The organism is Micromonospora globbae (genome assembly GCF_036184225.1).
In the GTDB taxonomy this organism is placed as follows: domain Bacteria; phylum Actinomycetota; class Actinomycetes; order Mycobacteriales; family Micromonosporaceae; genus Micromonospora; species Micromonospora globbae.
Genome location: NZ_CP108084.1, coordinates 2,516,649 through 2,540,101, shown reverse-complemented (window position 1 = coordinate 2,540,101; position 23,453 = coordinate 2,516,649). Strand labels below are relative to the sequence as shown.

The following is a 23,453-nucleotide window of genomic DNA, read 5'->3' as shown; positions in this document are numbered from 1 at the left end:
ACGACAGGAGTAGATAGCCATGAGCGACACCATCGCCACACTGCCGGTGGTCGTCGAGAACGACGGCCGGGCACTCACCGACCTCATCGCCGACCGCCGCGGCGAACTGCGTGCCGCGCTGGCCGAGCACGGCGGGCTGCTGTTCCGCGGGTTCGAGGTCGGCGGGGTGGACGGGTTCGACCGGGTGGTCCGCGCCCTCTCCGGGGAGCCGCTGACCTACACCGAGCGGTCCTCACCCCGCCACGCCATCAAGGGCCGGGTCTACACCTCGACCGACTACCCGCCGGACGAGGAGATCTTCCTGCACAACGAGAACTCCTACCAGGCGCGCTGGCCGCTGACCCTGTTCTTCTACTGCATCACGCCGCCCGAGACGCAGGGCGCCACGCCCCTGGCCGACGTGCGCCGGGTGTACGAGGAGATCGACCCGCAGGTGCGGGAGGAGTTCGTGCGGCGTCGCTGGATGCTCGTCCGCAACTTCCACGAGGACTTCGGGACCCCGTGGCAGCACGTGTTCAACACCGACGACCGGGCCGAGGTCGAGGCGTACGCGGCGGCGAACCGGATCGAGCTGGAGTGGCGCGGCAAGGACGGGCTGCGGACGCGGGCGGTGCGCGACGTCGTCCACCACCGTCCCGGCTCGGACACCCCCCGCTGGTTCAACCACGCGACGTTCTTCCACGTCAGCACCCTCCCGAAGGACTACCAGGAGGGGCTGCTGGCCATGTTCGGCCCCGACGAGCTGCCGTCGAACACCTACTACGGCGACGGCGGCGAGATCCCCGCCGACGTGATGGACCACCTGCGGTCCGCGTACCGGGCCGCGACCGTCCGCTTCGACTACCAGCGCGACGACGTGCTGGTGGTGGACAACATGACCGCCGCGCACGGCCGGGAACCGTTCACCGGCCCCCGCAAGATCGCCGTCGCGATGGCCGAACCGCACACCCCCGAGAGCAACGGAGCGAACTGATGGCCGAATCCCGATACCTCGTCGTCCGCAACGACGAGGAGCAGTACTCGATCTGGTCGGCCGACCGGGAACTGCCCGCGGGCTGGCACGACGCCGGCTTCGCCGGCAGCCGCGAGGAGTGCCTCACCCACATCGACGGCGTCTGGACCGACATGCGCCCGCGCAGCGTGCGGGAGGCGGCGTCATGACGCGGGAGTGGACCTTCCCGGCCTCGTTCGCCCAGGAGCGGATCTGGATCGCCAACCAGCTCGATCCCGCCTCGCCGGTCTACAACGTCTCCAACCCGTTCCGGTTCCCCGTCGGCGTGACCCCGGAGCAGGCCACCGAGGTGGTCAACCGGGTCGTGGCGCGGCACGAGGCGCTGCGTACGCACCTGCGGGTCGACGACGGCGCGCTGGTGCAGGTCGTCCGCGAGGCGGAGCCGTTCACGCTGCCCGTGGTGGACCTGCGCCACCTCGCCGGCACCGAGCAGGTGCGCCGCTTCGACGCCGAGCTCACCGAGCTGGGCCGCACGCCGATCCCGCTGGACGCCGCCCCGCTGTGGCGGGCCCGGCTGCTGCGGCTCGGCGACGACCAGGTGGCGCTGCTGTTCGTGGTGCACCACGCTGTGTTCGACAGCCACTCGGCGGTGCTGCTCGCCGCCGAACTGGCCGCGTTCAGCCGGTCCGTGCTCACCGGCGAGCCCGCCGACGTGCCCGAGCTGCCCGTCCAGTACGCCGACTTCGCGGTGTGGCAGCGCGAACAGCTCACCGGCGAGGAGCTGGAGCGGCAGCTCACCTTCTGGCGGGACCACCTCGCCGGCGCGCCCGCCGCCACTGGGCTGCCGCTGGACCGGCCCCGACCGGCCCAGCTCGGCTTCGCCGGCGACGAGGTGCACTTCGACCTGCCCGACGGGCTGCTCACCCGGGTCGGCGAACTCGCCACCGGCGCGTCGGCCACCCCGTACATGGTGCTGCTGGCGGCGTTCGCGGCGCTGCTGTCGCGCATCTCCGGCGACGAGGATGTGGTGGTCGGCGTGTCCACCGCCGGCCGCGACAACCCCGAGCTGGCGCCGCTCATCGGCATGTTCGTGAACCCGGTGGCGCTGCGCTGCGACCTCGCCGGCGACCCCACCTTCGCCGAGCTGGTCACCCGGGTACGCGACGGGCTGGTCGACGCGATGGAGCACGGCCAGACCCCGTTCCAGCGGATCGTCGAGGCGGTCGCCCCCCAGCGCGACCCGTCGGTGCAGCCGATCTTCCAGACCGCGCTCAACTGGATCCCGGACTCCGGCCTGGACCCGGTGGCGCTGGGCACCACGAAGGACGACCTGGCGTTCGACATCACCACCACGACGAGCCGGCTGGTCTACCGGACGGCGCTGTTCGACCGCACCACCGCGGAGGCCCTCGTGGCCCGGTACGTCCGGCTGCTCGACGCGGCCGTGACGGCACCCGGGCAGCAGGTCTCCGCGCTGCCGCTGCTCGACGACGCCGAGCGGGAGCGGGTGCTCGTCACGTGGAACGACACCGCCCGCGAGGTGCCGGCGACCACCGTCGTGGAGGAGGTGCAGCGGCGCGTGGCCGCCGCCCCCGACGCCACGGCGCTGGTGCACGAGGGCGTCGCGCTGTCCTACGCCGAGGTGAACGCGCGGGCCAACCGCCTCGCCCGGCTGCTGGTCGCCCGCGGCGCCGGCCCGGAGACCCGCGTGGCGCTGGCGCTGCCCCGCTCGGTGGAGCTGGTGGTGGCGATCCTCGCCGTGCTCAAGTCGGGCGCCGCGTACGTGCCCGTGGACACCGGCTACCCCGCCGGGCGGATCGCGTACCTGTTGGAGGACGCGCAGCCAGCGCTGGTGCTGGCCACCGCGGAGACCGCCGCGCTGGTCCCGGCCGGTGCGCTGGTGGTCGACGCCGGCACCGGCGCGGACCTGGCCGACGGTGACCTCACCGACGCCGACCGGGTCGCCCCGCTGCGCCCCGAGCACCCGGCGTACGTGCTCTACACGTCCGGCTCCACCGGGCGTCCCAAGGGCGTGGTGGTCGAGCACCGGGCGGTCGCCGCCTACCTGGCCTGGGCGCGGCACACCTACCCCGGCCTCGCGGGCACGGCGCTGCTGCACTCGCCGGTCTCGTTCGACCTGACCGTCACCGGGCTGCTCGGCACGCTCACCGCCGGCGGCACGGTCCGGCTGGCCGCCTTCGACGACGCGGCGGCCCGCGCCGGCGGCCGACCGTCGTTCCTCAAGATCACCCCGAGCCACCTGCCGCTGCTCGAGCCGGAGCTGTCGCCCACCGTCGACCTGGTGATCGGCGGCGAGGCGCTCACCGGCGAGCAGCTGGCCGGCTGGCGGCCCGGGCACGAGGACGTCGCGATCGTCAACGAGTACGGGCCGACCGAGGCCACCGTGGGCTGCGTGGCGGCCCGGATCGCGCCGGGGGAGACGCTGCCGGCCGGCCCGGTGCCCATCGGCGGTCCCACCTGGAACACCCGGGCGTACCTGCTCGACGCGGCCCTGAACCCGGTGCCGCCGGGGGTGGTCGGCGAGCTGTACGTCGCCGGCGACCAGCTCGCGCGCGGCTACCTGCGCCGGCCCGGGCTGACGGCGGAACGCTTCCTGCCCTGCCCGTTCGGGCCGCCCGGTGCGCGGATGTACCGCACCGGTGACCTGGCCCGCCGGCGCGCCGACGGGACGCTGGAGTACCTCGGCCGCCGCGACAACCAGGTGAAGGTCCGCGGCATGCGGATCGAGCTCGGCGAGATCGAGTCGACCCTGCTCGCCCGCCCCGACGTGCGGGAGGCGGCCGTGGTGGTGCGCACCGACTCCGGCGAGCCGGAGCTGGTCGGCTACGTGGTCGGTACCGCCGACCCGGCGGCCCTCGCGGCCGACCTGGCCGCCGAGCTTCCCGCGCACCTGGTGCCGACGGCCTTCGTGCCGGTGGACGCGCTGCCGCTCACCCCGAACGGCAAGCTCGACGTCGCGGCGCTGCCCGCGCCGGAGGCCGCCGCCACCGCGGACGGTTTCGTGGCTCCCCGCACCGAGGCCGAGTCGCTGGTCGCCGACGTCTACGCCGAGATCCTCCAGGTGGAGAAGGTCGGTGCGCTCGACGACTTCTTCGCCCTCGGCGGCAACTCCCTGCGGGGCATGCGGGCGATGGCCCGCATCCGCGCCGAGGTGGACGTGGACCTGCCGATGCGGGCCCTGTTCAGCAGCCCGGTGGTGGCCGACCTGGCCGCCCAGATCGAGCAGCGGATCGCCGCCGAACTCGACGGGCTCTCCGAAACCGAGGTCGCCGCCCTGCTGGCGGCGGAGAAGGACACTCCCTGATGACCGACCTGAAGGACCCGGCCCGGGACGCCGCCCGGCAGGCCCTCATCGCGCAGCGGTTGCGGCGGCGTCAGGCCGCCGCGACCGCGGCGCGGATCACCCCGCGTCCGCCGGACGCCGAGGTGCCGCTCTCGTACGCCCAGGAGCGGGTCTGGTTCATGGACCAGCTCGCCCCGGGCGAGGCGGCGTACCACATCGCCGTGCCGATGCGGGTGCGCGGCCCCCTGGACGTGGCGGCGCTGCGGGCCGCGCTCGACGGCCTGACGCGGCGGCACGAGTCGTTGCGGACGCGGTTCCCCGCCGACGCCGACGGCAAGCCGACCGTGGTGATCGAGGAGAGCCTCGAGGTGCCGCTGACCATCGTGGAGGCCGCCGACGAGGCCGCCGCGCAGGAACTGGTCGAGGCCGCCGCCGCCGAACCGTTCGACCTGGCGCGCGGCCCGCTGCTGCGCGCCCTGCTCATCCGGCTCGCGCCCGAGGACCACGTGCTCTTCCTCGGGCAGCACCACATCGTCGGCGACGGCTGGTCGGTCGACGTGCTGCTCCGCGACCTCGTCACCCTCTACCGGGGCGGCGAGCCTCCGGCGCTGCCCGTCCAGTACGGCGACTTCGCCGTCTGGGAGGCGCGGGAGCTGGCCGGGCCGGCCGCCCAGGGGCACCTGGAGTGGTGGAAGCAGCGGCTCGACGGCATCACGCCGTTGGAGCTGCCGCTGGACCTGCCGCGGCCGGCCACGCAGACCTACCGCGGCGACTTCGTGGAGTTCACCCTCGACAAGGCGACCACCGACGGACTGAACGCGCTCACCCGCGCCCACGGCGGCACCCTGTTCATGACGCTGCTCGCGGCGTACCAGGTATTCCTGTCCCGGCACGCCGGCCAGGAGGACTTCGCCGTCGGGGCGTCGGTGGCCGGCCGGTCCGCGCCGGAGCTGGAGAACGTCGTCGGCATGTTCATCAACATGCTGCCGCTGCGCGCCGAACTGGCCGGCGACCCGACGTTCGCCGAACTGCTGGAGCGGACCCGGCGCAGCGTGCTCGACGCCCTGGAGCACGGCGACGTGCCGTTCGCCCGGGTGGTGCACGAGCTGGGCCTGCCCCGCGACGTCAGCCGCTCGCCGGTGTTCCAGGCCATGTTCGTCCTGCAGAACTACGACATGGGCCGGTACGCCGAGGTCCCCGGCACCAGCGAGGTGACCTTCGACTGGACGCCCATGGAGCTGCGGGCCACCCGGTTCGACTTCGAGCTGCACGCCGTGGAGACCGTCGACGGCCTCTGGGGCAAGCTCGTCTTCAACACCGACCTGTTCACCCGCGAGACCGTCGAGCGGATGGCCGGCCGGCTCGGCGCGCTGCTGCGGGCCGTGGTCGCCGCGCCGGACACCCCGGTCTCCGCGCTGGACCTGCTCGCCCCCGGCGAGCGGGAGCTGCTGGCGGCCTGGAACGACACCGCCGCCGACTTCCCGCGTACGCAGACGCTGCACGCGCCGATCGAGGAGCGGGCCGCCCGCACCCCAGACGCCGTGGCGCTGCGCTTCGAGGGCCGTTCGGTGACGTACGCCGAGCTGAACGCCGCGGCGAACCGGGTCGCGCACCGGCTGCGCGCGGCCGGCGTGGGCCCGGAGACCCTGGTCGGGGTCTGCGCGGAGCGTTCGGTGGAGCTGGTCGCCGGCCTGCTCGGCGTGCTCAAGGCCGGCGGCGCCTACCTGCCGCTGGACCCGGAGTACCCGGCCGAGCGGCTGGCGTTCATGCTCACCGACGCCGACGCGCCGGTCGTGCTGGTGCAGGAGCACCTGCGCGACGTGCTGCCGGAGACCGGCGCCACGGTGCTCGTCCTCGACGACGACGGCGTGTGGGCCGGGCAGCCGGAGACCGACCCCGATCCGGTGGCCGGCCCGGAGCACCTGGCGTACGTCATCTACACCTCCGGTTCCACCGGGCGGCCCAAGGGCGTGCCGAACACGCACCGGGGCATCGTGAACCGGCTCGACTGGATGCAGAAGACGTACCGGATCGGCCCGGACGACGCGGTGCTCCAGAAGACGCCGGCGAGCTTCGACGTGTCGGTGTGGGAGTTCTTCTGGCCGCTGCGCGAGGGCGCACGGCTGGTCCTGGCGCGGCCCGGTGGGCACAAGGACGCCGGCTACCTGCGCGACCTGCTGGTCGCCGAGAAGGTGACGACCACCCACTTCGTCCCGTCGATGCTGACCGTGTTCCTGGCCGAGGACGGCGTCGAGGCCGCCATCGCCCTGCGGCGGGTGATCTGCTCCGGCGAGGAGCTGCCGCTGGCGACGGCCACCGACTTCACCGCCCGGCTGCCCTGGTGCGGGCTGCACAACCTGTACGGCCCGACCGAGGCGGCCATCGACGTCAGCTCCTGGCACTGCGACCCCGCGCTGCTGGCCGGACTGGCGAGCGTGCCCATCGGCGCGCCCATCGCCAACCTGCGGCTGCACGTGCTCGACGCGGCCGGCAACGAGTGCCCGGTCGGGGTCGCCGGTGAGCTGCACATCGGCGGTGTCGGGCTGGCCCGCGGCTACCACCGCCGTCCGGCGCTGACCGCCGAGCGGTTCGTGCCGGACCCGTTCTCCGGCGAGCCGGGCGCCCGCCTGTACCGCACCGGCGACCTGGCCCGCTGGCGGATCGCGCCCGCGGCGCCCGACGCGGCTGGCGTCGACGCGGCGCCGGCCGGGGTCATCGAGTTCCTCGGCCGCATCGACCACCAGGTGAAGCTGCGCGGGCTGCGGATCGAGCTGGGGGAGATCGAGAGCGCGCTGCGGGAGCAGCCCGGGGTGGTCGAGGCCGCGGTGATCGTCCGCGAGGACACCCCCGGCGACAAGCGGCTCACCGCGTACGTGGTGGGGACGGCCGAGCACGCCGACCTGAAGGCGGCGCTGAAGGAGACCCTGCCGGAGTACATGGTGCCGGCGGCGTTCGTCACCCTCGACGCGCTGCCGCTCAGCCCGAACGGCAAGCTGGACCGCCGCGCGCTGCCGGCGCCCGTGGTCACCCGCGAGGCGTCGGTGGCGATGGTCGAGCCCCGCGACGACACCGAGCGGCTGCTCGCCGGCATCTGGTCGGAGGTGCTCGGCGTGCCGGCGGTCGGCATCGACGACGACTTCTTCGACCTGGGCGGGCACTCGATGCTCGCCACGCAGGTGGTCGCGAAGATCCGCAAGGCGGAGCACGGTGGCCGCGCCGTCGGCGTCATGGACCTCTTCCAGCAGCGCACCATCCGCGAGCTGGCCGCCTTCATGTCCGGCAGCGCCGGCCAGGAGGGGCCGCGGCGGCTGCTCTACGAGCTGACCAAGCCGATCCCGGCGAAGCAGCGGGTGGTGTCGTACGTCTGCGTGCCGTACGGCGGCGGCAGCGCGATCGTCTACCAGCCTCTCGCGGACGCGCTGCCGGCCGGGCACGCGCTGTGGTCGCTGGCGATTCCGGGGCACGACGTGGGGCTCAGCGAGGACGCGGTGCCGTTCGACGAGCTGACCACGCGGGTGGCCGAGGAGATCCTGGAACGGGTCGAGGGACCGCTCGTCCTCTACGGCCACTGCGGCGTGGGCAGCGCGATCGTCACCGAGGTGGCCCGCAAGGTGGAGGCCGCCGGGCGTGAGCTGGAGGCCCTCTACATCGGCGCGATGTTCCCGTTCGCCCGTCCCAAGGGCATCTTCGCCGCGCTGCGCACGCGGATGGAGAAGCTGCGCAGCAACCGGCACTACGCGAGCTGGCTCAAGTCGATGGGCGTGGACACCGACGAGCTGGATCCGGAGCAGGCCGACCGGATCATCAGCAACATGCGGGCCGACTCCCGGGCCTCCGAGGAGTACTTCACCGGCCTGCTCGACCGTCGGGTGACGAAGCTGCGCGCGCCGATCGTCTCGGTGGTCGGCTCCGAGGACCCGGTCACCGACTACTACACCGAGCGGTACGCCGAGTGGCAGTTCCTCAGCGACGACCTGACGCTGGTGGTGCTGGACCAGGCCGGGCACTTCTTCCTCAAGTACCGCGCCGACGAACTGGCCGAGATCGTCACCCGCACCCACCGGGCCGTCGCCGCCGGCGACGTGTCCGCGCTGTCGCGGGAGGCGCGGGGCGAGGACGCCGGCTGGGCCGTGCACGACACGATGCGCGTCGGCGTGGACGAGCGGCGGCAGGCCAACACGGTCAAACCGAGCATGGGCCGGTTCGTCGCGGTCACCGCCGGCCAGGTCGTCTCCACGACCGGCTCCGCGCTGACCGCGTTCGCCCTGCCGATCTGGCTGTTCAACCGGACCGGCTCGGTCACCAACCTGGGCCTGCTGTGGGCGCTGGCGCTGATCTGCGGCGTGCTCATGCTGCCGGTCGCCGGGGCGATCACCGACCGGGTGAGCCGCCGCCGGATCATGATGATCGCGAGCAGCAGCGCCGGCTCGGTGCAGGTGGTCCTCGCGGCGCTGCTGTGGACCGACACCCTGGCGCTCTGGCACATCTACGGCCTCGTGGCGTTGAGCCAGGTCGCCGGGTCGTTCCAGCGCATCGCGTTCCAGTCGGCCGTGCCGCAGCTGGTGCCCAAGCGCTACCTCGGTCACGCCATGGGCATCACCCAGCTCTCCAACGGCGTCGCCATGCTGCTCATGCCGGTCTTCGCCGCCGGCCTGCTGGCCGCCATCGAGCTCAAGGGCATCGTGATCATCGACGTGGTCAGCTACCTGGTGGCCGTGCTCACCCTCGCGATGGTCCGTTTCCCGAACGCGCTGGGCTGGCGACCCCGGGAACGGCTGCTCGTGGCGATCGCCAACGGGCTGCGCTACTCCTGGAACCACCGCGGGTTCCGGCTGATGCTCGGCTACTTCGCCCTCGGCAACATCTTCCTGGCCCCCGCCCTGGTGCTCGTCACGCCGCTGGTGCTCTCCTTCGGCACGGCGACCCAGGTGGCCCAGGTGGCGCTCGCCGAGGCCCTCGGCGCGGTGGCCGGCGGTGTGCTGATGTCGATCTGGGGCGGCCCACGGCACCGGCGGATGATCGGCGTGCTCATCGGCAACCTCGGCACGGCGATCGGCTGCATGCTCATCGGCCTCGACGCCTCGGTGGCGATGATCGGCGTGGGGATGTTCTGGCTGGCCATGGCGATGACCACCGCCCAGTCCATCTACGCCACGATCGTCCAGGTCAAGGTGCCGCAGCGCTTCCACGGCCGGGTGTTCAGCCTCAACCAGACCATCTCCTGGTCGACCCTGCCGATCGGCTTCGCGCTGGTCGCACCCGCGACGACCAACCTCTTCGAGCCGATGTTCGCCCCGGGCGGCGCGCTGGCCGGATCGGTGGGCGCGGTCATCGGCACCGGCCCGGGCCGGGGGATCGCGTTCGCGTACATCTGCTTCGGCGCGACGCTGGTCCTGATCACCCTGGGCGGCTTCGCGATCCGGCTCCTGCGCCGCTTCGACATCGAGGTCGAGGACTCGCTGCCGGACGACCTCATCGGCGCGCAGGAACGCGAGCGGCGCCTCGCGGCGCGCGCGGCGGAGCGGGAGTCGGAGAAGGTGCCGGTCGCCGCCTGAACCCGCCCGGCCTCCGGACGTCCCCCGGAGGTCGGGCGGCCTCCGGTCGCTCCAGGCCCGGCGGGCCTCCGGTCGCCGGTGTACGCGCCGGCCCGCGGCCCCGCACGCCGTGACGGCCGGAGGCGGGTGGGGCCTCCGGCCGTCTCCCGGAGGCCCCACCGGTCAGACCGTCCCGGGCGGTTCGGTGAGGTCCTCGTCCGGCAGCTCCGACGGCTGCGCCACCCACGCCGAGTAGACCGGCAGGCCGTGCCACGGCCCGGCCGGCACCCCGCCGCGGGTGTCGGTGGCGACCGCCACCACGGCGTACGGGTGCCCGAACCGCAGTTCGGCGAACCGGGCGACGTTCTCCGGCGGCAGCCCGGTCGCCAGGGCGAACGCCGTCACGGCGGCGGCCTCGAACCCGTACCGGCCGTAGCGCGCCACCGCGGACTGGACCGCCTCGTACATCAGCGGCGGGCCGCCCATCAGCTCGCCGAGGGCCCGCGCCGCCGAACCGAACCCCAGCGCCGCGGCCGTCAGGTCGTGCCGGCTCTCCGCGGACCAACCGGGCAGCACCGCGCTGACGTGCTCCTCCCGGGCGTACGCCCGGGTCTGCTCCTCCCGCAGCGACCACAGCGGGGTGTCGCCCAGCGGCAGGTCGTAGAGGGAGCGCCGGCCCACACCCTTCTCCACGGTGGACCGGGCCGCCTCCACGGCCACCTCGTGAGCCGCCGCGAGCACGTCGGCCGCCGGGACGTCCGGCATGGCGGCCACGGAGACCACCAGCATCCCCGCGTCGCGGCCGTCGACGCTCTCCGGCCGGGCCGCGGCCGCGTGCACGGCCACGTCCCCGGCCCGCGTGGTTTCGGCGATCCAGCAGTCGTGGCCGTGCCACGGCGTACGCAGCACGTGGCGCAGCCGCCGCGCCCAGGCGCTGTCGGGGCCGAGTGCGTCGCCGGTCGCCACCTGGAACGGGTCGGCCCAGGAGATCCGCGTGGCCAACGCGGTCGCCATGACCAGCAGCGTTTCCGGCGACAGCGTGAGGGGGAACCTCTCGATGAGGCCCAGGGTGTGCTCGCGCGCCCACGCGTCCAACGCCGCCTGGTCGGGCAGCGGGCCCGTCTCGGTGAGCTCCGGCAGCGTGGCCCGCCACCGGGCCAGCGCGTCGGAGGCCGACCGCTCCCACAGCGCGCTCGCCGACGCGACCAGCGGGTGCGGCGCGTCCAGCAGGGACCGCGCGGTGGCGGCCGCCCGGTCCACGTCGGTGCCGAGGACGTCCTCCAGTTCGGCGCGGGCGGCGCCGGTGGCGGCCGGGCCGACCAGGGCGAGCAGCAGCCACGCACCCAGCGGGGAGGCGACGTGGTGACCGTCGCCGACGAGGCGGTGCATCCGTTCCGCGTATCGGGCCACGGGCCCGGTGAGAACCATCACCGCTCCACTGTGCCCGCTGCCCGCCGCCACGTCAGCCCCGGTCGTCGGGCGGGTCAGCGGGGTGGGCCGGCGAGCACGCGTTCCCGGGCCGCCTCGACACCACCGCGCCACCAGCCCATCGCCTCGATCCACCAGGTGAGCCCGACCGCCGCGTACGGTGCGACGGTCCGCGCGGCGTTCTCCGGTGACGTCCAGCCTTCGAGCCCGATGTCGAACCCGTCGAGCGAGCCCCGCTCGGCGGCGACGAACCGCACCGCGTCGGCGAACTGCTCGACGGGCACGGGGACGCCCATGCCCGCGCCGGCGAAGGTCGGGACCACTCCGTCCCAGTGGGCGGCGCGGCGCAGGCCGGGACGGTTGGGCCACCGGCCGGCGCACCAGACGGGTACGCGCGGCCGCTGGACCGGCGTGGGCAGCATCCGCACCCGTTCGCCCGACGGCAGGGGCACCTCCTGGCCCGACCACAGTGCCGTGAGCTGCGCGAGTGACTCGTCCAGTCGCCTCCCGCGCACCCGCAGGTCGGGATCTTCGCCGAACGCCGTGTACTCGGCGTCCATCGAGCCGATGGCCGCACCGAAGACGAGCCGACCGCCGGACAGCGTGTCCAGGGTGGCGGTCTCCCGGGCCACCACCTGCACCCGGCGTCGCGGCAGTGCGGTCATGAGGACGCCGAGCCGGATCCGGGAGGTCCGCGCCGCGATCGCGGACGCGACGACCACGGGATTCACGACGGGCCAGTCCGGCTCGTGGTAGAGCACGTGGTCCCAGACGAAAACGCCGTCCCAGCCGCGTTCCTCGGCGGCGACGGCCAACTCGACCAGGGCCGCGGCGTCGGCGAACGGCCCGACGTTCGGAAGTCCGACTGCGTATCGGGGCATCGAGCAACCCTAACGCCCGCCCGGCGGTGACGCGACGACCGCGCGTGATGTCGCCACGGTCGCGAGCGCGCCGGCAGATGTCAGCCCGGGTGCCCGGTGAGGAGCGCCACGTGCTCGCTCCACAGCCACCGCAGGTAGCGCTTCAGGTCGTCGAGGGAGGCGACCCATCCGCTGTCCGCGTACCTCACGATGCGTGCGGCCTCGCCGGGGAGCAGGTCGTAGGCGGTCGCGTGCGTCTCCGGGACGGCGGTGTGGGGAGGAACCGTCACCGGGTCGGGCACGAGGGCGATGCGAAGGCCCCGCTCGTCGAGGGCCCTGAGGACCGTGAGGTACACCCGCGGCAGGTGGTACGGCGAGACGGTGAGCCCGAGGCTCGTGATGCCCAGTTCGCCGACCCGGTCGGCGATCCACGCGGCCTGGAGGCCGGTGTGGGGCGCCGGCCCGGTCTGGAGGAGGACGCCGTCGAGGCGGCTGAGCCCGAGATCACGCAGGTAGGGGAGGGTGAGCTCGCGATACGTCGCCTCGCGCGGGTTGCCGTTGGCGACCAGCAGATGGTTGATCTCCGGGCGGGCCTGCCAGCGGTCGATGGCGTGGGTGAGGCGCCACTCCTCGCCCTGGCCGGTGGGCACGGCGAGCGCGTCCACCCGGTCGGCGGCCGAGGCGGGCAGCGCCAGGATGGCCGTGAAGGCCGTCATCACGTCCATGAGCCCGCGCGTGGTGACGGCGGTGAGGTCCGCGGCCGGCACGACTCGGGGCAGCGGTCCGTTCGGGTGCACCCATGCCTCCGCTGGGGTGAGGGTCCGGCGTGTGTGCCGGGGGTCGTCGGGAGGGGGCCCCTCCGCCGGACACGGTAGTGCAGGCTCCGTCACGGGTTCCCTGGCTCGGGGAGGGTGGGGCGGAGCGGATAGGCTGCCGGGCCGTGGCAGGTCTGTTGAGGAATGTGGCGGCGCGCATCGGTCGGGTGGGTGGGGTCGTCGTCCCCCGTCCGCGCCGGCCGGGGCCCGCGCCGGCCCAGGTCGCCCGGCGGCGCCAGGTCGCCTCGTTGCAGCGGCGCGAGCTGTCGTACGCGCCCGAGCTGGACGGGCAGGCCGACCCGGGTGAGATCGTCTGGACCTGGGTGCCGTACGAGGACGACCCTCGCCAGGGCAAGGACCGGCCGGTGCTCGTGGTCGGGCGGCAGAGCCGGACCCTGTTCGGGCTGATGCTCTCCAGCCAGAGCGAGCGCGACGGCCAGCGGCACTGGCTCGCGCTCGGCCCGGGCACCTGGGACCGTGAGAAGCGGCCCAGCTGGATCCGGTTGGACCGGGTGCTCACCATGCGGGAGGACAGCATCCGCCGCGAGGGTGCGATCCTGGACCGGGAGCGCTTCGAGCGGGTGAGCCGGGCGCTGCGCGCCGGCTACGGCTGGCGCTGAGCGACGGCGGGGAGCGACCCGTTCAGGCCGGTTCGCGGCTCGGTCCGACCGCCGCGCCCCGGGCGTCCGGCGGCGGGTACGGCTGCTCGGCCAGCAACCGGGCCAGGTGTGCGCTGTTGAGGGCCAGAGCCCTGGTGGTACGCCCGGTCGTGTCGGGCTTCGGCCGGGCGTCGAGGTAGTCGACCTTGTGCAGCGCCTCGCCGACCCAGTACGTCGCCCCGGCGGCGGGACAGGTGAAGCCGACCTCGTTCAACGCCTGCTGCACCTCGGCGATGGTGTGGTGCGCGCCGTCCTCGTTGCCGACGACGGCCACCCCGCCCACCTTCCCGTACGTGAGCAGCCGGCCCTGGGCGTCGGTCTCGGACAGCTCCGCGTCGAGGCGTTCCAGCACCATCTTGGTCACCGAGGACGGCTGACCGAGCCAGATCGGAGTGGCGATGACGAGGATCTGCGCGGCGAGCAGCCGGGCCCGGATGGCCGGCCACCCGTCGCCGTCGCCCTCGTCGGTGGAGACGCCGAAACGCACGTCGTGATCGACGACCCGGATCAGCTCGCCGTCCACGCCCTGGTCGGCGAAGGCGTCGAGCACCTCCCGGCCGAGCACCTCCGAACTCGACGGCGCCGGTGACCGCTTCAGGGTGCAGTTCAGGACCAGGGCCCGGATGGCCGTCACGGTGCTACCTCCTCGGCCGGTGCCGCGTGCGCTGTCCGTTCTACCCGTGCGACGGCGCGGAACACCTCCACGAGGTTTCCGGATCCGCTTGACACCGCGCCCCGACGGCGTACGTTCAACTTATCGGTTTATCAACCAAGTGGTTGAGAGAAGGTCATGACGGCAGATCCGGTCAGCCTCGTGTTCGCCGCCCTCGCGGATCCGACCCGCCGGGCCATCCTCGCCCGGCTGGCGTCCGGCGAGGCGACGGTCAACGAGCTGGCGGCGCCGTTCCCGGTGAGCGTCCAGGCCATCTCGAAGCACCTCAACGTCCTGGAGCGGGCCGGCCTGATCGTCCGCACCCGGGAGGCCCAGTGGCGGCGCTGCCGGCTCGATCCGGCCCCGCTGCGCACCCTGTCCGAGTGGGTCGACCAGTACCGAAGGCTCTGGGACGACCGTTACGACACATTGGACGACTATCTGCGCGACCTGAAGGAGAGAGGCGATGGGACAGCTCAGTGACCTGGTGATCGACCTGCCGTCGGACCGCGAGATCACCCTCACCCGCACGTTCGACGCGCCGCGCGACCTGGTGTTCGCCGCCCACAGCGAGGCGGAGCACCTCAGGCACTGGTGGGGCCGGGGCAACCCGCTCGACGTCGAGATCGACTTCCGGGTCGGCGGCCGGTACCGCTTCGTGGAGCACACGAAGGACGGCAACTCCTACGCCTTCCGGGGCGAGTTCCGCGAGATCGTGGTGCCGGAGCGCATCGTGCAGACCTTCGAGTTCGAGGGCATGCCCGGGCACGTGGTGGAGGAGACCCTCGTCTTCACCGAGCGCGACGGCCGGACCGTGGTGACCGGCACCAGCCGCTTCGACACCACGCAGGAGCGCGACGGCATGCTCGACAGCGGCATGACGCAGGGGGCGGCCGAGTCGTACGCCGCGCTCGAACGGTACCTGGCCACCCTGGTCTGACGACCGGCGTCGGCGCCCGACGTGCCGGTGCACGCGTAACAGCGGTGTGTAACGCCGGCATGCGCGTCGGCGCTGCACACTATGCACTGGGGAGTCGCACCGGGTTCCGCACAGTGGCGGCGGCGGGGTCGCCGTCCGGACCGGAGAGGACGGCCGCGATGAACGGTGATGTGCCACGACCCCAGGCTGGTTCCGAGGACCATCTCCCCGTCACTCCAGGCTGGACCTGCGGTACCTGCGGCGCGGAGTGGCCGTGTGCCACGAAACGGCGCCGGTTGCTGGAGGAGTTCCGCCGCGACCGTGCCGCGCTCGGCGTCTATCTGGCGTCCTGCCTCGCCGCGGCGTCCGACGAACTGCGCCGCGTGCCGGTGTCCGTCCTGCAGCAGCGGTTCACGGGCTGGCTGCCCCGGCCACCACGACACTCCTTCTGACGCGGTGCGGGCCGGCGGCCCATCGGCCGCCGGCCCGCACCGACCGCACCTCCTTTCTGCTGTGACCCGTGGTCAGATCCGGGTGCTCGCCCGGACCTGCCGCGCTGTGGCGGGGACCGGCGCGCGCCGAACGCGCCCGGTCGCCGCGGGGGTGCCGGTCGGCCAGCCGAGCAGCCGGGGACGCCGTCGGGCGCTGACGTCCTCGACCCAGCCGACCAGCAGCACGACGACGAACAGCAGGACGAGCGCCACCCCCAGGTATCCGGCCCGCCCGAGCCACCAGGCGTCGACCCGGTCGCCGACGGCGAAGCAGACCGCGATGGCCGCGTTGTGCCAGAGGTAGATGGTCAGCGCACGGCCGTTCAGCCAGGTGACCAGCCGGTCCAGTGGTCGGGCCCGGGCCAGCCAGCCCAACGGCGGGCGCGCCCGCAGCAGCACCAGCACGAAGCCCAGCGAGTAGAACGCCTGGGCCAACGGGATGTCGTTCAGGTCGAACCCGCCGGCGGGGTGGGTCAGCGTCCACCCCACCCCGACCCCCAGGCACAGGGCCGCCGCGGCGAGCAGGGCCGCCAGGGGAACACGGTGCAGCGCGCCGTCGCGGTGGGCGAAGCCGACGAGCCAGCAGGCGCCGAACGTGGCCAGGTCGGTCACGACCGAGTTGACCTGGCCGCTGAGCGGCGGAGACGTGGTCTGCAGCACCACCACGGCGGCGAGGGGCAGCAGCACGGTCGGCAGTGGCCACCGGCGGTAGAGCCCGAGCAGCGCGGGGGAGAGCAGCACGAGCCAGAGGTACGTGACCAGATACCACAGCACCCCGGTGACGTCCTGCGCCCAGGCGTTGCCGGCCGGTTGGGCGATCGGCAGCAACCAGGTCAGCAGCCCCGGCCACGCCGGCCGGTCGGACCAGCCGTGCCAGACCATCAGCGGCACGAGCACCGCGCCGAACACCCACAGGGCGGGCAGGAGCCGCCGCAGCCGGCCGTTGACGGCGCGGGTGGGCGCACGGTCCAGGGACCGGGCCATCAGCGAGCCACCGAGCGCGAACATCACCCCCATGGCGGGGAACGCGAAGCTCAGCCAGGCGTAGCCCCACATGTGGTAGACGATCACCCGCGTCAGGGCCAGCGTCCGCAGCGTGTCGAACCAGCGGTCGCGGCCGGCACCGGCGGGCGCCGCCGTGCGCGGTCCGGGCGGCACGACGCTTCCGTCGACCACCCTGCCCTCGTGACCCGGCGGGTCACCGGCGCGCTTGAGCTTCCGCCACCGCAGCCGGGTGCCGGTCAGCGCGGTCACCGTCGACTTGACCAGGACCAGGTACATGAGCTGCCGGTACGCGAACTGCTGCAGGGGCAGTGCCAGCAGCGGCAGGAGACGCTCCCGGTCGAGGCGGAAGGCCACCACCGCCGTGACCGCCTGCACGGCCAGCATCAGCAGCCACGCCGTCGCGGTCTCGGTGGTGCCCAGGAAGAACAGTCCGTAGAGGGCCATCACGTCCAGCACGGGCCCGAGCAGAGGCAGCGCCACACCGAACAGGGCGAGCATCGGCAGGCCGAGACGCCCGAACCGGCCCGAGGGGCCCCGGTCGAACACCGCCCCGCGGTGCTTCCACATCGCCTGCATGGTGCCGTAGCTCCAGCGGTACCGCTGCCGCCACAGCTGGGTCAGCGACGCGGGCGCCTCGGTCCACGCCCGGGCGCGCTTCTCGTACACCACGCGCCACCCGGCCCGGAGCACGGCCATCGTGATGTCGGTGTCCTCGGCGAGGGTGTCGTCGCTCATGCCACCCGCGGCGAGCAGCACCCGGCGCCGGAACGCCCCGATGGCCCCCGGCACGGTCGGCATGCAGCCCAACGTCTCGTACAGGCGGCGGTCGAGGTTGAAACCGATGACGTACTCGATGTGCTGCCACCACCCGAGCGGGCCCCGGCGGTTGGCGACCTTGACGTTGCCGGCGACGGCGCCCACCGACGGGTCGGCGAACGGCTGCACCAGCCGGCGTACGGAGTCCCGCTCGAACACGGTGTCACCGTCGACCATCACGATGATCTCGTGGCTGGCGTGCGCGATGCCGAGGTTGAGGGCGCTCGACTTGCCGCCGTTGGGCTTGCGGATCACCCGGACGTTGCGCAGCCCGAGCGCCTCCACGAGGTCGGCGGTCCCGTCGGTCGAGCCGTCGTCGACGACGATGACCTCGATGCCGCGATGGTCGCCGTTGGCCAGCGACCGGACGCTCGCGACGATGCCGGCCTGTTCGTTGTAGGTCGGCACGACGATCGTCACGGGCTCGGTGACCGGCGGCCCCCAGTACCCGCGCCGGCGACGCCAGGCCAGCCGTGGCGCGAGGACGAGCAGCAGCAGCGTACGGACCAGCATGAGGAGCCCGGCCACCACGAACAGCACGCGCAGCGTGGCGATGAAGAGGTCGGCGACCTGCACCGCCAGGACCACCGAGCCGGAGTGCCAGCGGTCGACCGCCGACACCGGCCGGTTGACCGGAACGGCCGACACGCCGTCGTCGTCGATCTCGTCCCGGGTCCGGTTCACACCGTCCCCGACGGTGACGAACTCGTAGCCGCGGGCCAGCATCGCGGGGATGAACCGGTCGAGCGCGGCGACCGTCTGGGCCCGGTCGCCGCCCGCGTCGTGCAGCAGCACGACGGCGCCCTGCCCGGCCGGCGGGGTCATGTTCCGCAGGATCGCGTCCACTCCGGGCCGGGCCCAGTCCTGGCTGTCGGTGTCGTTGACCGCCGTGAGGTAGCCGAGGTCACCGGCCTGTCGGATGGCGGTCCACGCGTCGTCGTCGACGGCGTCCGCCCGCGACGAGTACGGGAGACGCAGCAGGGTCGTCCGGACGCCGGCGGCGTTCATGATGGCCATCTGGGTCTGGGTGTACTCGAGTCGGCGCTGCCAGCCGGGCAGCAGGGTCGCATCCGGGTGACTGAAGGTGTGCACACCCAGTTCATGGCCCTCCGTGGCGATCCGTCGGGTCAGGTCGGGGTGGCGCGCCACCTGGCTGCCGACCACGAAGAAGGTCGCCCGCGCCCCGTGGCGCCGCAACACGTCGAGGATCCGCGGCGTCCACACCGGATCCGGTCCGTCGTCGAAGGTGAGCGCGATGGTGCGGGGCGGCATGTGGTAGGACCGCTGCCCGCCGTCGGTCGTGTCGATCACCGGGCCGCCCGAGATGATCTCGGCCGGTACGCCGCCCTGGTCCCCGGCCTCGCGCACGTGGTCGGGCGTGAACTCGGAGTTCGCGTACGCCTCCACCAGCAGCACGCTGAGCAGGGCGGTGACGAGTGTCCCGTAGACCACCCAGCTCGTCCGCAGCGGAAACCGGACCCGACGTGGCCTCCTGGGCGGGGAGGGCACGGGCCGCCTCGTCGTCACGGTCATCAGGCCAGGTACCTCCGTGCGGCGTCGAGGAGGGCCGGTGCGGTCGGTGTCACGGGCGGGGGCGTCTGGGGAGACGGGCTGGGGAGCGTGCCGGTCGGTGACGGTGAGGGTGACGCCGACGGCGGCGTGGGCCCTGCCGTCGAGGGGGACGGGTGGGAGGGACCGCGGCCGGGACCAGGGGATGGCGAGCCCCGACCCGGTTCGTCACGCACCGGCCCGGGTTCGGCGAGGACGGGCGGCCAGGGCCCCGCGTCGTCGGCGCTGTCGCCGGCCGGGCCGAGGTCGCCGCCTGCGACCTCGCTGGCGCCGGCGATCACGGGAGGGAGGGGCGGCAGCCCCTGCTCGGGCGCCTGGTCGGCGGTCTCCATGCCGGTCTCGTCGTTGAGGAGCGGCGCGGGCTGGGGGACGGACGGTCCGGTGAGGACGGCGAGCCCGACGATCGGCACGTACACGAGGGCGCCGGCCGCCAGGAGTACACCGCACCGGCGCATCAGGCGCGCGCGCCGTCCGGTGGCGTCGACGAAGACCGGCACGGGGCCCGGGGACTGCGCGACGGCGATGTCGCGGGCGGCTGCGGGCGAGTTGCCATCGTGAATGCGAACGACCACCCGGCCGAGGCTAGGGATGGCAAAAGCGGCTTATGTCCACTTTGCCGTCATCGGGTCGTGCTCGGGATTTCATATTCCGAACAACCGGATGGACGAGGCGAAGGGGCGACGAACATGCCGGGAGTTCTCATTCACGTCCAGGCGTGACGGGACGTCGATAAGACGCCGATATCGCCCGGCCCGGTCAACGACGGCCCCGTCACGTTTCCCCGCCCGGCGCGTTGAGCGGACGGAAGTTGGCGGGCGGAAGGTGGGAGGTTGCGGGTCAGTCAGGAAGGTGGACGGTGTCGACCAGCTGGCGGGTCTGCCGGCCGGCGCTCAGGCTCTTCGCCTGGTACATGGCCGCGTCCGCCTCGCGCAACGCCTCGGTGAGCTGCGTCGGGCCGGTCACCGGCGCGAGGCCGACCGACGCCGTCACCCGCAGGGTGAGCGTGCCCAGCGGGATGGGGGCGGCGAGCATCTCGCAGAGCCGGCGGCTGGCGTGGTCGATCCAGCGACGGTCCACGGTGGGGCTGACGAGCAGGCCGGCGAACTCGTCGCCGCCGAGGCGGGCCACGAGGTTGTCGCCGGCGAAGGCGGCCAGCCGCTCCGCGACGCTGATGAGCACGTGGTCCCCCGCGGCGTGCCCGTAGCGGTCGTTGACCTGCTTGAAGTCGTCCAGGTCGAGCACCACGGCGATCAGGGGCCGCCGGCCGACGTCGGCCAGCAGGGCGGCGGCCAGCCGGTAGAAGGCGCGGCGGTTGGGAAGCCCGGTGAGAGGGTCGTGGCTGGCCGCGTGTCGTTCGGCGGCGAGTTCGGCCTGCAGGTGCGCGATCTCCGCCTCGGCGCGTAGCGCGCGGCGGCGCAGCTGCCAGGAGGAGAGCAGTGCCCCCGCGGCGCAGATACCGGACGCGACACTCATCGGATCCGGCACACGAGCCCTCCCGTCACGCCGCCGCCCGAGCCCCGTCGCGGCCGACGCGCCCGGCCGGGCCCCCGTTTTCCCTGGTCACGGCCCAGGTCAGGTAACTCACTGTGAACGGATGGGTACCGTACACATGGGTTATCATGCTCGCCGTCCGATGCAGATGCAAGAGCAGCTGCACGTGCAGCACCGTCCGATGTCGACACGTCTTCCGCGCCGCCACCGCTCCTCCCCACGGCATCGGCCGGCTATGAACAGAAAGACCCCTCCGCATGCAGCAGCCGATGAACGGCGTCCCCGTCAACCAGCTTCCCCCGCTGACCTGGCAGAAGAGCCGCCGGAGCAACCCGAGCGGCAACTGTGTCGAGCTGGCGGCGCTGCCGGGGGGAGCCGGCATCGCCGTACGGAACTCGCGGTACCCGGACGGGCCGGCGCTCATCTACACCGTCGAGGAGATCGCCGCCTTCGTGCTCGGCGCCCGCGACGGCGACTTCGACCACCTGATCGCCTGACCGGCGCCCCGCGACGCGCGGCACGCCACCGGTCACGGGGAGTGCGGCGCACCGCCGGTCCGTGGCATGCTTACCAGTCGGCCGGGCCGGAGCCCGGTCGTGCGTGGTGCGCGGAGGTCGGCACGTGACGATGGTGGACGCCGACGGCGGCTCGGCGACCGGGCCGACCGTGCTGCGCATGCTGCTCGGCGCGCAACTGCGGCGCCTACGGGAAGCCAGCGGCGTCACCCGGGAGGGCGCGGGCTGGGAGATCCGCGCCTCCGAGTCGAAGATCAGCCGCATGGAGCTGGGCCGCGTCGGCTTCAAGGAACGCGACGTCGCCGACCTGCTCACCCTCTACGGCGTCACCGATGCCGAGGAACGGGAGACGCTGCTCAAGCTGGCCCGCGACGCGAACAGCCCCGGCTGGTGGCACCGGTACGGCGACGTGCTGCCCGCCTGGTTCCAGTCCTACCTCGGCCTGGAGGCCGCCGCCGTACTGATCCGCACCTACGAGGTGCAGTTCGTGCCGGGCCTGTTGCAGACACCCGCGTACGCCCGCGCGGTCGTGCTGCTCGGGCACGGCTCGGCCGCACCCGACGAGATCGACCGGCGGGTGGCGCTGCGCATGCGTCGCCAGGAACTCCTGCGCCGGGCGGAGCCGCCGCAGCTGTGGGCGGTGATCGACGAGGCGGCCCTGCGGCGTCCCATCGGCGGGCCGGGCGTGATGCGTGACCAGTTGACCGCGCTCATCGAGGCCACCCGGTCGCCCAACATCCGTCTGCAGATCATCCCGTTCGCGGCCGGCGGGCACGCGGCGGCCGGCGGGGCGTTCACCATCCTGCGCTTCGGCGACCAGGATCTGCCCGACATCGTCTACATCGAACAGCTGACCAGCGCCATCTACCTCGACAAGCGGGACGACCTCGACCACTACGCGCTGGCCATGGAGCGGCTGTGCGTCGAGGCCGAGCCGCCGGAGCGTACGCCGGACCTGCTCGCGCGGCTGCGCGACGAGGTCTACCCCGCCTGATTCCGCGCCCCGCCGCCGCGACACGAGGGGCGCGACCTCGGTCGCCGCGCATCCCTGTTGACCGTTTCCCGCCGTCCCGCTAGTCTCTGAATCGATCCAGTTCTGAATCGATCCAGAGGGGGAGCGGTGAAACCCACCCTCCAGGCCGTGGCCGACGCGGTCGGCGTCTCCCGCAGCACCGTGTCCAACGCCTACGCCCGCCCCGACCAGCTCTCCGCGGCCCTCCGCCAGCGCATCCTCGAGACCGCGAAGGCGATGGGCTACCCCGGCCCGAACCCGACCGCCCGCTCGCTGCGGCGGGGCTACGTCGGCGCGATCGGGGTGCTGTTCACCTCGCGCCTGTCGTACGCGTTCACCGACCCCTTCGCGGTGCGCTTCCTCGCCGGCGTCAGCGCGGCGGCCGAGGGGCACGGCACCAGCCTGCTGCTCGTGCCGATGCCCGGCGACCGCGCGGAGGCCCGCCATGCCGTGGAGAACGCGGCCGTGGACGGCTTCTGCGTCTACTGCGCCGGCGACGAGACCTGGGCCCTGAACGCGCTCCGCGACCGCGGGCTGCCCTTCGTCACCACCGCCCCACCCGAGGACGCCGGCCCCGACGACCGCTACGTCGGCATCGACGAACGGGCCGCCGCCCGGGGCATCGCCGCTCACGTGGCGAGCCTCGGCCACCGGCGGGTGGCCCTCCTCGGCGACTCGGTGCTGCCCGACGCGCCCGCCGGCCCGCTGCGACTGCCCGCGGCCGACCGGGTGCCGCACACGACCACCCGCGGCCGGTTCGCCGGCTTCGCCGACGCGTTCGCCGAGGTCGGCGTGGCCTGGTCGGACCTCACGGTCCTCACGGCCCCGGGCAACGACCGGCGGGCGGCCGCCGCCGCGGTCGCCGGCCTGTTCGACGGGCCGGACGCGCCGACCGCCGTGCTCGCCTGTTCGGACGTGCTCGCCCTCGGCGTCCTCGACGTCCTCGCCGGGCCGGAGCACGCCGGCCGACCGCCGGTCTCGGTCACCGGCTTCGACGACATCGCCGAGGCCGCCACCGTCGGCCTCACCACCGTGCGTCAACCGGCCGAGGAGAAGGGCCGGATCGCCGCCGAACTGCTGCTCGACCCGCCCGCCGACCCGGCGGCCGCACACGTCCTGCTGCCCACCGCACTCGTCGTCCGGACCTCCACCGGACCCGTCCCGAGGAGCTGACATGGAACAGCCCACCGGCTTCGTCACCGCCGTCGACGCGGTGGTCCGGCACGTCAACTCGGCCCGCCCCGACGCGCCGGTCCGGGCCGACCGCACCCGCCCACCCCGGCTCACGCCCACCCGACTCGCCGCCGCCGCGGCGCTGCGCCGCCTCGCCGACCGGATCCAGCCCGCACCCGTCCCGTCCACGCCGCCCTGCGCCTGAACCCGCGCCCGCCGGGCCCGTGGGCTCCGGTCCACGGTCCCGGCCATCTCCGC

General features: G+C 73.6%; 19 protein-coding genes. 12 read left to right on the top strand and 7 right to left on the bottom strand.

Features of this window, described 5'->3' with window-relative positions; translation table 11 throughout:
• Positions 1-19: 19 nt before the first annotated feature.
• From OG994_RS11200 to OG994_RS11185, 4 genes are read left to right on the top strand one after another with little or no spacing between them, the layout of a single operon-like run.
• Entirely contained in the window at positions 20-973 is a 954-nt protein-coding gene (locus OG994_RS11200) for a TauD/TfdA family dioxygenase (protein WP_328853114.1), read from the top strand.
• Positions 973-1,161: an MbtH family protein gene (locus OG994_RS11195; RefSeq protein ID WP_328853113.1), complete on the top strand. Its 189-nt coding sequence runs from the start codon at positions 973-975 to the stop codon at positions 1,159-1,161. The genes OG994_RS11200 and OG994_RS11195 overlap by 1 nt, the downstream gene beginning before the upstream one ends.
• On the top strand, positions 1,158-4,277 hold the full coding sequence (locus tag OG994_RS11190) for a non-ribosomal peptide synthetase (protein ID WP_328853112.1): 3,120 nt from the start codon (positions 1,158-1,160) through the stop codon (positions 4,275-4,277). Before OG994_RS11195 ends, OG994_RS11190 begins: the two co-directional genes overlap by 4 nt.
• On the top strand, positions 4,277-9,811 hold the full coding sequence (locus tag OG994_RS11185) for a non-ribosomal peptide synthetase/MFS transporter (RefSeq protein ID WP_328853111.1): 5,535 nt from the start codon (positions 4,277-4,279) through the stop codon (positions 9,809-9,811). Before OG994_RS11190 ends, OG994_RS11185 begins: the two co-directional genes overlap by 1 nt.
• Positions 9,812-9,973: 162 nt before the next feature.
• On the opposite strand, the gene OG994_RS11180 is transcribed toward OG994_RS11185, so the two are convergent.
• From OG994_RS11180 to OG994_RS11170, 3 genes are all read right to left on the bottom strand, one after another.
• The gene (locus OG994_RS11180) at positions 9,974-11,218 is read right to left on the bottom strand and encodes a hypothetical protein (RefSeq protein ID WP_328853701.1); all 1,245 of its coding nucleotides are present in this window, start codon (positions 11,216-11,218) and stop codon (positions 9,974-9,976) included.
• A 56-nt stretch (positions 11,219-11,274) separates the two neighbouring features.
• Positions 11,275-12,099: an LLM class flavin-dependent oxidoreductase gene (locus tag OG994_RS11175; protein WP_328853110.1), complete on the bottom strand. Its 825-nt coding sequence runs from the start codon at positions 12,097-12,099 to the stop codon at positions 11,275-11,277.
• Between the two features lie 80 nt (positions 12,100-12,179).
• Positions 12,180-12,875 (bottom strand): YdcF family protein, encoded by a 696-nt coding sequence (locus tag OG994_RS11170; RefSeq protein WP_328853109.1) that lies wholly within the window; start codon positions 12,873-12,875, stop codon positions 12,180-12,182.
• A gap of 143 nt (positions 12,876-13,018) precedes the next feature.
• On the opposite strand from OG994_RS11170, the gene OG994_RS11165 reads away from it, so the two are divergent.
• Complete coding sequence (locus OG994_RS11165) at positions 13,019-13,513, top strand: type II toxin-antitoxin system PemK/MazF family toxin (protein ID WP_328853108.1); 495 nt, start codon at positions 13,019-13,021, stop codon at positions 13,511-13,513.
• 22 nt (positions 13,514-13,535) lie between these two features.
• Here OG994_RS11165 and OG994_RS11160 read toward each other — a convergent pair whose 3' ends face one another.
• Positions 13,536-14,186: a flavodoxin family protein gene (locus OG994_RS11160; protein ID WP_328853107.1), complete on the bottom strand. Its 651-nt coding sequence runs from the start codon at positions 14,184-14,186 to the stop codon at positions 13,536-13,538.
• Between the two features lie 156 nt (positions 14,187-14,342).
• On the opposite strand from OG994_RS11160, the gene OG994_RS11155 reads away from it, so the two are divergent.
• From OG994_RS11155 to OG994_RS11145, 3 genes are all read left to right on the top strand, one after another.
• Entirely contained in the window at positions 14,343-14,687 is a 345-nt protein-coding gene (locus OG994_RS11155) for an ArsR/SmtB family transcription factor (protein ID WP_328853106.1), read from the top strand.
• The gene (locus OG994_RS11150; protein WP_328853105.1) at positions 14,671-15,144 is read left to right on the top strand and encodes an SRPBCC family protein; all 474 of its coding nucleotides are present in this window, start codon (positions 14,671-14,673) and stop codon (positions 15,142-15,144) included. Before OG994_RS11155 ends, OG994_RS11150 begins: the two co-directional genes overlap by 17 nt.
• Positions 15,145-15,419: 275 nt before the next feature.
• Positions 15,420-15,575: a hypothetical protein gene (locus OG994_RS11145; protein ID WP_328853104.1), complete on the top strand. Its 156-nt coding sequence runs from the start codon at positions 15,420-15,422 to the stop codon at positions 15,573-15,575.
• A gap of 72 nt (positions 15,576-15,647) precedes the next feature.
• Here the strand turns inward: OG994_RS11145 and OG994_RS11140 are convergent, their stop codons facing one another.
• The 3 genes from OG994_RS11140 to OG994_RS11130 form a co-directional block, all read right to left on the bottom strand.
• Positions 15,648-18,968: a glycosyltransferase gene (locus tag OG994_RS11140; protein WP_328853103.1), complete on the bottom strand. Its 3,321-nt coding sequence runs from the start codon at positions 18,966-18,968 to the stop codon at positions 15,648-15,650.
• Positions 18,968-19,576 carry a hypothetical protein gene (locus tag OG994_RS11135; RefSeq protein WP_328853102.1) on the bottom strand — a complete coding sequence of 203 codons (609 nt, stop codon included), beginning with the start codon at positions 19,574-19,576 and terminating at the stop codon, positions 18,968-18,970. Before OG994_RS11135 ends, OG994_RS11140 begins: the two co-directional genes overlap by 1 nt.
• A 265-nt stretch (positions 19,577-19,841) precedes the next feature.
• Positions 19,842-20,489 (bottom strand): GGDEF domain-containing protein, encoded by a 648-nt coding sequence (locus OG994_RS11130; RefSeq protein ID WP_328853101.1) that lies wholly within the window; start codon positions 20,487-20,489, stop codon positions 19,842-19,844.
• 263 nt (positions 20,490-20,752) lie between these two features.
• Here OG994_RS11130 and OG994_RS11125 point away from each other — a divergent pair, with 263 nt between their 5' ends.
• The 4 genes from OG994_RS11125 to OG994_RS11110 all read left to right on the top strand — a co-directional run bounded on the left by OG994_RS11125 (position 20,753) and on the right by OG994_RS11110 (position 23,400).
• Entirely contained in the window at positions 20,753-20,992 is a 240-nt protein-coding gene (locus OG994_RS11125) for a DUF397 domain-containing protein (RefSeq protein WP_120330908.1), read from the top strand.
• Positions 20,993-21,122: 130 nt separating this feature from the next.
• Entirely contained in the window at positions 21,123-22,004 is an 882-nt protein-coding gene (locus tag OG994_RS11120; RefSeq protein WP_396844142.1) for a helix-turn-helix domain-containing protein, read from the top strand.
• A gap of 126 nt (positions 22,005-22,130) precedes the next feature.
• Positions 22,131-23,195: a LacI family DNA-binding transcriptional regulator gene (locus OG994_RS11115; protein ID WP_120330906.1), complete on the top strand. Its 1,065-nt coding sequence runs from the start codon at positions 22,131-22,133 to the stop codon at positions 23,193-23,195.
• 1 nt (position 23,196) lies between these two features.
• Positions 23,197-23,400 (top strand): hypothetical protein, encoded by a 204-nt coding sequence (locus OG994_RS11110; protein WP_120330905.1) that lies wholly within the window; start codon positions 23,197-23,199, stop codon positions 23,398-23,400.
• The last annotated feature ends 53 nt before the right edge of the window (positions 23,401-23,453 follow it).